The following is a 6,376-nucleotide window of genomic DNA, read 5'->3' as shown; positions in this document are numbered from 1 at the left end:
CAGCGGCGCGGCGAGTGCCTCGGCGAGGCGCCGGCCGCTCGGCGTCACGGCCCCGGTCGTACGGAAGGTCCGGAACGTCTCGGCGAAGAACAGCCGCCGGTCGGCGAACCGCCGGGCCGGGCTCCGTACAAAAGCGGGCGTACGCGCCCGGCGCGCCGGAGCCACCGCGGTACGGGGCCCTGGGATGGGGGACTCCTGGGTCCGGGACTCCGGGGTGTGGTGGGGCCTGGTGGCGCGGGACGTGCGGGATGTGCGGGATGTGCGGGGCGGAGGAAGAGCCATACCGATGACGCTAGGGAGCGCCGGACAGCGGGAAATCGGCTGTTGTGCGACGGCGGTGTACGACGAAAGTCGGGGGTGACGGTACCCATCCGTCGGGGTACGGGACTTTCGCGCATCCTTAGGATGACAAGGTGAGATCCGAGCCCGGACGCGGTATTCCGATGTGGGTGGAGGCACCTTCCGCGGTGGCGCTCGCCCTGATGTCCCTGCTGGAAGGCTTCCGGTCGGCCGGTGGCACGCTGGCCGATCCCGCGCCCTGGGTGGGCGTGGTCGCCTCGTTCTATGCCCTCGGTCGCTACCGGCTTCCACGTACCGTGGCGGCCCTCGCGCTGCTCGCGGTCGCCCTGGGCTGCATGCTGCCGCTCCTGGTGACGCTGTACCACTCCGCCTCGCGCAACCGGTTGCGCGAGGTGTGGGTGTGCCTGGGAATCGCCGTCGCCGCCGGGCTGCCGTGGCTCGCCATCGCGCTGGTACGGGAGCAGTCGCTCCTCGAAGGGCGCATCGGCACGTGGACCGGCTTCGGCAATCCCGTACTGGCGGGCCTGGCACTGGCCCTCGGCATGTGGGCGGGCAGCCGGCGCCGGCTGATGGAAGCGCTGAAGGACCAGGTCGAACAGTTGCGGGTGGAACGCGAACTCCGCGCGGAACAGGCACGATCGGCCGAGCGGGCGCGGATCGCACGTGAGATGCACGACGTACTCGCGCACCGGCTGAGCCTGTTGATGCTGCACACCGGAGTACTCCAGGTACAGGCGGAGACGCTTCCGCCGGCCGCCGTGGCACGGACAGCTCTGCTCCGGGAAACGGCCGGGCAGGCACTGGACGATCTGCGCGAGGTGCTGGGCGCGCTGCGCTCGGACGAGCCCGGGGAGCCTGGAGTGCCCGGGAAGACCACCGAGCGGACGCCCGAGGTCACGGATGCGGCCACGGACGAGATCGCGGCCGGGGGCACACCCGGGGACACGCTTCAAGGGACACCCGGAGAAACACCTAAACCCATACGACGTACGGCGGCCGTCCCCGCTCCCGCCCTCCAGGATCTCGCCGAACTGCTCGCCGAGGCACGCGCCGCAGGTCAGCGGATCGAGTCGGAGATCTCCGGCGACGCCGCGAGCGCGTCCACCAGTCATCGGCTGGCGGTGCACCGGCTCGTACGGGAAGCCCTGACCAACGCCCGTAAGCACGCGCACGCGACACCGGTCGGAGTACGTGTGCACTACGGCTGGCCGGCGACAACGGTCGAAGTGGTCAACGGACCGGCCGTGAAGGCGGAGGCGGAGGACGCCATGAACTCCGCGAACACCGTCAACACCACCTCCGGTTCGGCCAGCGGTTACGGCCTGATCGGTCTGGCCGAACGGGTCTCGGCCCTGGGCGGTCATCTGTACTCCGGTGCCACCGGCGGCGGCTGGCGGCTCTCCGCGCGTCTGCCGGTGTCCTCGGCCGATCTCTCCCGGGCCTCCCTCACATGACCAATGCCCTGGTGGCCAACTCGTGATCAACGTCCTCGTGGCCGACGACGACGCCCTGGTGCGGCTCGGCCTGGTCGATCTGCTGGCCACCGATCCGGAACTCACCGTCGTCGCCGAGGCGGCGGACGGACTGGCCGCCATCGAACAGGCGGGCCTGCACAAGGTCGACGTCGCCCTCGTCGACGTACGGATGCCACGCATGGACGGCATCACCGCGACCCGCCACCTCCGCGCGCTTCCGGTCCCGCCCCGGGTGATCACTCTCACCACCTTCGACCTGGACGAGTACGTGTACGACGCGCTCACCGCCGGCGCGGACGGCTTCCTGCTCAAGGACACGGATCCGCGCGAGATCATCCGGGCCGTCCATGTGGTGGCGGCCGGCCAGGGCATGCTGCACCCGGCCGCCGCCCGTCGGCTGATCGACCGCTACCACCACGCCGCGCGCCCGGCCGCACTGGAGGCACGCAAGAGAGTCTCCCGGCTCACACCTCGCGAAGCCGACGTACTGGCCCGACTGGCCCTCGGCGACTCCAACGCCGAGATCGCGACAGCACTAGGAATGCGCGAAAGCACCGTAAAGGCCCACGTAAGCCGCATCCTCACCGCCCTGGGCACCGGCAACCGCGTCCAGGCCGCCCTACTGGCCCGCGACGCGGGCCTCGGCGACCACGACTGACACCAAGCGGACCCGCAGATGTGGCAGCCGCGCCGGAGGAGCCCCTGGTGGCGCGGCGGATCAACGCAGGCCGCGCGTCGTATCGTGGCTCCGTGGAAGCCCGCCGGCGGGGGCAGGAGCAGCAGGGGGAGAACGGGGGGCCGGAGGACGCGGCTCCGCCGGGGGTGCGGCCCATCTGGTGGGTGGTGGCCGCCGTCCTCGTCGCGGCTGCCGTCGTCGTCGCCATCACGCGCCGCCATGAGCTCGTCACCGCCGTAGATCTCATCGCCCATGTGCATCCGTCACGGCTCGTCCTGGCCGCCGCGTTCGAAGCGGCGTCCCTGCTCTGTGTGGCGATGCTTCAGCAGTGGTTGTTGCGGGCGGGCGGTGCGCGGTTGCGGCTGTGGGGTGTCTCCGCCATCGTGCTGACGGCCAATGCCATCGCCGGCGCGCTGCCGGGCGGAGCGGCGTTCGCTGTGGCGTGGGTGTTCCGGCGGCTGCGCCGCTGGGGAGTGGGGCAGGTGCTCGCGGGGACCGTACTGGCGGTCTCGGGGCTGCTGTCCGCGCTCAGTCTGCTCGTACTGCTGCTGGCCGGTGTGCTGGCGAGCGGTTCCGCCGGGCCTGTGGCCGGGGCGCTGCCGCTGGTCATCGGGTTGCTGGTGTTTGTCATCGTGGTGGTGGGCGCGGCGGCCGGCCTGTCGCGGTTTCCCCGGGTACGGCGGCGCGCGTGGCGTATCTGGCGACGCATCGGTCTGCGGTCCCGGCGGCTCTTCGAGATCGAGGAGTCACTGACGCGGCTGGGCCGGCAGATCCGCAGTACGCGGCCGGGCCTACGCCCATGGGTATGGCCGTTCTCTCTGGCGCTGCTCAACTGGGGCTTCGATCTGGCCTGCCTGATCGCCTCCACATGGAGCCTCGGTATCCAGGTGCCATGGCCCGGAATCCTTGTGGCGTACGGGCTGACGCAGTTCGCGGGCAGCCTGCGCCTTACGCCGGGCGGTCTGGGCGTGGTCGAGACGAGCCTTACGGCGCTGCTCGTTCTCTACGGGATGCGCGCGGATCAGGCGATCGCGGTGACGCTGCTGTACCGGGTGGTGAGTTTCTGGGCCCTTCAGCCGATCGGCTGGGCGAGCGGGCTCGTACTGACCTTGAAGCGCAACGGAGCCGCGCGGGAGCCGAACCAGCGGTCAAAGCAGGACTCGAAGCAGGAGCAGGAGCCGCACGACCAGTAGGTTCGTCCGTCCATCCGTCAGACGTCAGCCCCGCCCACGCTGTCGACATCGTCAGCGCAGCATCAACAGAAACGGATCGAGGTGCGCTGGGGACGGGTGATCCAGATCGGCGGCGGTCTCGCCATCCGGCCCTTGCCGATGCAGCCGCACTACAACGCGACACTGGCGGCCCGGCACAATCTCGCCGTCTCGCTCGCGCGTGAACTCAAGGACACCGGAGTGACCTCGAATGTCGTCGCGCCCGGCGCCATCCGAGTGGACTCGGTACGGAAGTTGCTCACCGACATCGCGCCCGACCACGGCTGGGGCGAGACCTGGGAGGAGATCGAGCGGGCAGCGGCGCGGGAACTGCTACCGAACGACATCGGCCGGCTGGGAAGGCCCGAGGAGATCGCGGGCGCCGTGGCCTGTCTGACCGGCCCGCTGGCGGACTACATCAGCGGCGCCACGATCCGCGTCGACGGCGGCACGATCCGCTCCGTGCGTTAAAGGGCTCCGTGCGCCAGGGAACCCCGTGCACCAGGCCCTGTCAGGGGAAACCGTGGTGTGATGGCAACGTGAGCCGCGCTACGGAAGAGTCCAACCGCCGCATGCTTCGTGCACGGGACGCGATGGACCGTGCCTACGCGCAGCCGCTGGACGTACCGGCCCTTGCCCGGGTCGCCCATGTGTCCCCGGCGCACTTCACGCGCACCTTCCGGGCCACGTTCGGCGAGACGCCGCACCGCTACCTTCAGCGGCGCCGTGTCGAGCGTGCGATGTTCCTGCTGCGGGAGACCGACCACAGTGTGACGGACATCTGCTTCCAGGTCGGCTTCGGCAGCCCGGGAACCTTCAGCCGCACGTTCCGCGACATCGTCGGCCGGTCACCGAGGACATACCGCGAGGAAGCGGCGCCGGCGGGCGTACCGACATGCTTCACGATGGCGTGGACGCGACCGAGCGCGTGACCCGACCATCCGCTGTCCGCACGGCCCGTACTGTCCGTCGGCTGAGCAGTTTTGGATAAGTTTTCGTCCGACTTGCCCGGTAGCGTGACGCACATGTTCAACGCAATCACGCACTCACAGATATACGTCCTCGACCAGAACGAGGCCCTCGACTTCTACGTCGGCAAGCTCGGCCTGGAGGTCAACGCCGATGTCGACCTGGGCTTCATGCGGTGGCTGACCGTCAGTGTCCCCGGCCACCCGGAGCGCCAGATCCTGCTGGAGAGGCCCGGCGCTCCGGCGATGTCCGAGGAGACGGCGCAGCAGGTCCGCGAGCTGGTGACCAAGGGTGTGACGGGCGGCCATCTCATCTTCAGCACGGACGACTGCCGTAAGACATACGAGACGCTGCTGGGCCGAGGCGTCGAGTTCACCGAGGAACCCACCGATCGCCCGTACGGAATCGACTGCGGCCTCCGCGATCCCTTCGGCAACCACATCCGCTTCACCCAGCTGAACGCGGAGGAGATTCAAAGACTGTCCGACAGGCGGCGACCGGCAGGCGACGGACGAGGGGTGACGACCGAGAGATGACGACCGGAGTCCGTCCGGTCACACCACTCCCGCGAGATCCTGATTCAGCTCCACCACATTCACGACATCCCCGTGCCCGAGAAAGCCGCCGCCGCGGCCCTCGACATGATCGGCGACCAGCTTCCGTACCGTCGCCGGACTCAGTCCACGGACTTTAGCCACTCGGCTGACCTGCTGGTTCGCATACGCCCGTGAGATATGGGGATCGAGTCCCGAGCCCGAGGCGGTGAGCGCGTCGGCGGGCACGCTGCTCGGCGGCACACCGTCGAACGCGGCCACCGCGGCCCTGCGCTCCTTGATCATCCTGATCAGGACCGGATTGTTGGGTCCCAGATTGGACGCGCCCGAGCTGGTCGGGTCGTATCCCGAAGGGCCCGCCGCCGACGGGCGGGGCTGGAACCACTTGGGATCCGGCCCGCCCGGCCGCCCGGCCCGTTTCGGCAGATCGAAGCTCTGACCGATCAGACGCGATCCCGTCGCTCCGCCGTTTCCGCCGAGCAGCGAGCCGTTGGCCTGGGAAGGGAAGGCCGCCAGGGCGATGCCCGTGATCAGCAGCGGATAGCAGATTCCGGTGATCACGGTGAGGACGAGCAGTATCCGCAGCGCCGACAGATGGTGCCGCAGAAGCGTACGGAGAGACAAGGGCATGGCGGTCGGTCGCCTTCCACTCGGTTCTGCACTGGTTGTGTTCGCTGGTTGCGTTCACTGGTCGTCTTCGCCGGTTGTGTTCACCGGTTGCTTCTCATCGATCGCCCAAGGCTCGATCACCCAAGGCCGGGAATGAACTGGATGATCAGATCGATCACCTTGATCCCGACGAACGGCAGGATCAGCCCGCCCAGCCCGTACAGCCAGATATTGCGTCTCAGAAGCGCGGACGCCGACGACGGGCGGTAACGGACGCCGCGCAGGGCCAGCGGGATCAGCGCCACGATGATCAGCGCGTTGAAGATGATCGCCGAGGAGATCGCGGATTCCGGGCTGTGCAGTCGCATCAGATTGAGGTTGTCGAGGCCCGGATACACGACCGCGAACATCGCGGGGATGATCGCGAAGTACTTCGCGACATCGTTGGCGATCGAGAAGGTCGTCAGCGCACCGCGCGTAATGAGCATTTGCTTGCCGATCGCGACAATCTCGATCAGCTTGGTCGGGTTGGAGTCCAGGTCCACCATGTTCCCGGCCTCCTTGGCGGCCGAGGTGCCGGTG

Annotated in this window: 6 protein-coding genes and 2 pseudogenes; 6 read left to right on the top strand and 2 right to left on the bottom strand. The window is 68.9% G+C overall.

What is annotated here, in order from left to right:
- The first annotated feature begins 413 nt into the window (after positions 1-413).
- The 6 genes and pseudogenes from GA0115259_RS30620 to GA0115259_RS30595 form a co-directional block, all read left to right on the top strand.
- Complete coding sequence (locus GA0115259_RS30620) at positions 414-1,754, top strand: sensor histidine kinase (protein WP_141716754.1); 1,341 nt, start codon at positions 414-416, stop codon at positions 1,752-1,754.
- A 22-nt stretch (positions 1,755-1,776) separates the two neighbouring features.
- Positions 1,777-2,433: a response regulator gene (locus tag GA0115259_RS30615; protein ID WP_093603021.1), complete on the top strand. Its 657-nt coding sequence runs from the start codon at positions 1,777-1,779 to the stop codon at positions 2,431-2,433.
- A 92-nt stretch (positions 2,434-2,525) separates the two neighbouring features.
- Entirely contained in the window at positions 2,526-3,644 is a 1,119-nt protein-coding gene (locus GA0115259_RS30610; RefSeq protein ID WP_256098215.1) for a lysylphosphatidylglycerol synthase transmembrane domain-containing protein, read from the top strand.
- Between the two features lie 12 nt (positions 3,645-3,656).
- Positions 3,657-4,133: an SDR family NAD(P)-dependent oxidoreductase gene (locus GA0115259_RS30605; RefSeq protein ID WP_345941047.1), complete on the top strand. Its 477-nt coding sequence runs from the start codon at positions 3,657-3,659 to the stop codon at positions 4,131-4,133.
- Positions 4,134-4,201: 68 nt separating this feature from the next.
- On the top strand, positions 4,202-4,594 hold the full coding sequence (locus GA0115259_RS30600) for a helix-turn-helix domain-containing protein (RefSeq protein ID WP_176732708.1): 393 nt from the start codon (positions 4,202-4,204) through the stop codon (positions 4,592-4,594).
- A gap of 93 nt (positions 4,595-4,687) precedes the next feature.
- Positions 4,688-5,095: pseudogene (locus GA0115259_RS30595) on the top strand (VOC family protein); the annotation flags it as partial.
- 90 nt (positions 5,096-5,185) lie between these two features.
- Here the strand turns inward: GA0115259_RS30595 and kdpC are convergent.
- Both kdpC and GA0115259_RS30585 read right to left on the bottom strand, forming a co-directional pair.
- Positions 5,186-5,815 carry a potassium-transporting ATPase subunit KdpC gene (gene kdpC, locus GA0115259_RS30590; RefSeq protein WP_093603015.1) on the bottom strand — a complete coding sequence of 210 codons (630 nt, stop codon included), beginning with the start codon at positions 5,813-5,815 and terminating at the stop codon, positions 5,186-5,188.
- A 116-nt stretch (positions 5,816-5,931) separates the two neighbouring features.
- Positions 5,932-6,376 (bottom strand): annotated as a pseudogene (locus tag GA0115259_RS30585) (potassium-transporting ATPase subunit B); the annotation flags it as partial.

Origin of the sequence: Streptomyces sp. MnatMP-M17, assembly GCF_900091995.1 — a bacterium.
In the GTDB taxonomy this organism is placed as follows: Bacteria; Actinomycetota; Actinomycetes; order Streptomycetales; family Streptomycetaceae; genus Streptomyces.
This window is presented reverse-complemented; position numbering and strand designations above follow the sequence as displayed.